The organism is Erythrobacter sp. HI0063 (assembly GCF_001635685.1).
GTDB lineage: Bacteria > Pseudomonadota > Alphaproteobacteria > Sphingomonadales > Sphingomonadaceae > Qipengyuania.
In genome coordinates this window covers 1-2,996 of record NZ_LWFF01000028.1, presented here as the reverse complement: position 1 = coordinate 2,996, position 2,996 = coordinate 1, and the positions used below count along the sequence as shown (strand labels likewise).

Genomic DNA, 2,996 nt, shown 5'->3' with positions numbered 1-2,996 from the left:
GGTGCTGCGCGGCTTCGATGGTACGCTGACCATGCTCGACGGCCCCGGCGGCGGCCAGCGCGGCGGCGGCGGCGGTGGTGGTGGCGGCTACGGCGGCGGTGGCCAATCGGGCGGCTATGGCGGCGGCCAATCTGGCGGTGGTTACGGCGGTGGCCAGTCGGGCGGCGGCTATGGTGGCGGCTCCGGCGGCAATCAGGGCGGTGGCTCGGGTGGAAGCCAGGGCGGCGGCTCCAATTACGACGATCTGGACGACGATATCCCGTTCTAAACGGGCCCAGCTATTCCGGGGCGTCAGTCCTTCTTGAGAGCGGCGAGCGCGGCGAATGCGCCGCCGGTCTTGGGATCGTCCAGCCCGGCATCCTCGCGCGCGGCATCGGCTTCCGGTCCGCGCGCATAGGGATCGATGGCGAGGCCGAGGCTCTGCGCGATCGCCTCGCCTAAGTCGAAGGATTGGCCTTCGAAGGGCACCTCGTCCAGATCATCCTCCGACAATTCGATTTCCTCTTCCTCGCTCGCCGACTCGGCGTGGGAATATCGCGGCACGAAACGCAGGGTGACCGGCTCGTCCACGCGATTGGCGAAGGGCTCGCCCGAAACCGCGCAGGCCTGGTCGAAGCGCGCGGTCAGATTCCCCTTCGCCGCGATTTCCTCTCCATCGCTTTCCAGCGCGATCTCGGCCACCAGCGCGTGCAGCGCGGGCAGGCCGAACCGCCCGGCCAGCTTGCGGCGCTCGTCTTCGTTCGCCTCGATCCGCAACGGAGCGTCGGGGAGGCGGTCGATTTTCACGATCCGGCTCATTTCGGGAGCGCGGTTCTCGATAGCGGTCACGCGATATCTCCCGCCAGCATCGCATCCGCGCTCGTCGCGTCGAGACGCAGGCGCAGAGCGCGCAGCCGATCGGCGAACTGGCGGGCCAGGGCATCGTCGGTCAGCGTGACATTGCGGCGCGCTGCCTCTTCGAGCGTGGGGCCATTGTCGGCAAAGCCGGTGCGATAGGCGCCGAGCCGCCCGCCCAGCGTGCTCATCAATTTGCCGATCTTCTTGCCCACCACCAGATCGCCTACGCCCGATTGGCGCAATTGCCCGTCCATATCCTCCACGAAGATTTCGGTGAGATAGGCGGTGCGCGGCGCAAGCTCCGGATTGCCTTCCATACGCAGCATCACCACCGCCAGCGCAGCGGTCACCATGTCGAAGCGGCCTTCCAGCGTGTCGGCAACGCCGCAATGCCGGTACCATTCAGGCTCGCGCGCGATTTCTATCGTGCGATGCCAGAGGGGGCGCATCGCCTCGCGCGGGTCGGTCGGCTTGCGGAACAGGCGGTCGAATAGGCTCATCTGGGGGGCGGGGCTCCTGAAGGGCATGGTGCAAAGGGCAAGGTCGGCTGCGTTCAGCGGCAATTCAAGCCCTGCCTTCCAAGCGCAAGCACGCAAATATTTGCAAGCCCGGGCGCGGGCGCTTAAGGCGGGCCACCGGTTCAGGGTGCCCCGGCCGTTATGCCCGGCGCGCCAGACGATATGGAGTTTTTGTGGTTTCCACCCGTGCCTATGGTCGCAAGATCGCCAGCCTCGCGCTTCTCGCAGGGGCGGTCGCCGTGCTGCCTGCCTGCACCTCGATCCGCGAAAACCGCGGCTATATCGTCGACAGCACTCTCATGAACGCGATCCAGCCCGGCCTCGACAACCAGCGTTCGGTCGAAGCCACCTTGGGCCGCCCGACCTTCATGAGCCAGTTCGGCGAGCCGACGTGGTATTACGTGTCGAGCACGACGGGCCGCAAACCCTTCGTCCGCCCGCAGATCGAAGCGCATCGCGTGCTCGCCATCCGTTTCGATCAGACCGGGAATGTCCTGTCGGCGGATACGTCGGGGATCGATCAGGTCGTCTATCTTTCGCCCGAAAGCGACACGACGCCCACTCTGGGCCGCGAGCGCGGTTTCCTCGAAGACCTGTTCGGCAATATCGGCGTGGTCGGTGCGCCGGGTGCAGGCGGCGGAGCGCCGCGCGGTCCGGGCGGCTGATACGCCGTTCTTGAACCGAACAGGCGCGGCCCCATATCGCGCCGCATGAGTGACAGCGAAAACCGCCACGGCCTAACCCAGTGGCACGGCACCACCATAATCGGCGTACGCAAGGGCGATCGGATCGTCGTCGCGGGCGACGGGCAGGTCTCCATGGGCAATACGGTAATGAAGCCGAATGCCCGTAAGGTCCGCCGGATCGGCAAGGACGATGCGGTCGTTGCCGGTTTCGCGGGCGCGACCGCCGATGCCTTCACCCTGTTCGAACGCCTCGAGAAAAAGCTGGAGCAATATAGCGGCCAGCTGCTGCGCGCCGCGGTCGAACTGACCAAGGATTGGCGCACCGACAAATATCTGCGCAATCTGGAAGCGCTGATGATCGTCGCGGACAAGGACAATCTGCTGGTCCTGACCGGCAATGGCGACGTGCTGGAGCCCGAAGGCGGCATCACCGCGATCGGATCGGGCGGCAATTACGCGCTCGCCGCGGCCAAGGCGATCGCCGAATACGAGGACGATCCGGAAACGATCGCGCGCAAGGCCATGCAGGTCGCCGCCGACATTTGCGTCTTCACCAATGGCAATGTGACGGTGGAAGAGGTCTAGGTCTTCCCGCCCGCACGAATGGCCGCACCAATCGGAATTTTCACATCTATGTCTGACTCCCTCACCCCCAAGGCGATCGTCGCCGCACTGGACGAGCACATCATCGGCCAGAAGGATGCCAAGCGCGCCGTTGCGGTCGCGCTGCGCAATCGCTGGCGCCGCCAGCGCCTCGCCGCCGACCTGCGCGACGAGGTTACGCCCAAGAACATCCTGATGATCGGGCCGACCGGCTGCGGCAAGACCGAGATCTCGCGCCGCCTCGCCAAGCTGGCCGACGCGCCGTTCGTGAAGGTGGAAGCGACCAAGTTCACCGAGGTCGGCTATGTCGGCCGCGATGTCGAACAGATCGCGCGCGATTTGGTCGAAGAAG

Annotated in this window: 5 protein-coding genes and 1 pseudogene; 4 read left to right on the top strand and 2 right to left on the bottom strand. The window is 65.9% G+C overall.

The genetic code is table 11. From position 1 onward, the window contains the following. Positions 1–268, top strand: a pseudogene (locus tag A3736_RS01425) (single-stranded DNA-binding protein); the annotation flags it as partial. A 23-nt stretch (positions 269–291) separates the two neighbouring features. Here A3736_RS01425 and A3736_RS01420 read toward each other — a convergent pair. Together A3736_RS01420 and A3736_RS01415 are read right to left on the bottom strand one after the other, a co-directional pair. Next, positions 292–828 (bottom strand): DUF177 domain-containing protein, encoded by a 537-nt coding sequence (locus A3736_RS01420; protein WP_233999149.1) that lies wholly within the window; start codon positions 826–828, stop codon positions 292–294. Then, positions 825–1,337, bottom strand: coding sequence for a ubiquinol-cytochrome C chaperone family protein (locus tag A3736_RS01415; RefSeq protein WP_067678314.1), 513 nt, complete (start codon positions 1,335–1,337; stop codon positions 825–827). The genes A3736_RS01420 and A3736_RS01415 overlap by 4 nt, the downstream gene beginning before the upstream one ends. A gap of 191 nt (positions 1,338–1,528) precedes the next feature. On the opposite strand from A3736_RS01415, the gene A3736_RS01410 reads away from it, so the two are divergent. From A3736_RS01410 to A3736_RS01400, 3 genes are all read left to right on the top strand, one after another. After that, positions 1,529–2,020 (top strand): outer membrane protein assembly factor BamE, encoded by a 492-nt coding sequence (locus A3736_RS01410; RefSeq protein WP_082851243.1) that lies wholly within the window; start codon positions 1,529–1,531, stop codon positions 2,018–2,020. A gap of 45 nt (positions 2,021–2,065) precedes the next feature. Continuing rightward, positions 2,066–2,626 carry an ATP-dependent protease subunit HslV gene (gene hslV / locus A3736_RS01405; RefSeq protein WP_067678311.1) on the top strand — a complete coding sequence of 187 codons (561 nt, stop codon included), beginning with the start codon at positions 2,066–2,068 and terminating at the stop codon, positions 2,624–2,626. A 48-nt stretch (positions 2,627–2,674) separates the two neighbouring features. Further along, on the top strand, positions 2,675–2,996 hold a 322-nt coding region (locus A3736_RS01400), incomplete at its 3' end, for an AAA family ATPase (protein ID WP_156501915.1).

What these genes read in the sequence shown, in the direction of transcription:
- A3736_RS01415 (WP_067678314.1), bottom strand. Translation starts at nt 1,337, where the DNA reads ATGAGCCTATTCGACCGCCTGTTCCGCAAGCCGACCGACCCGCGCGAG.
- hslV (WP_067678311.1), top strand. Translation starts at nt 2,066, where the DNA reads ATGAGTGACAGCGAAAACCGCCACGGCCTAACCCAGTGGCACGGCACC.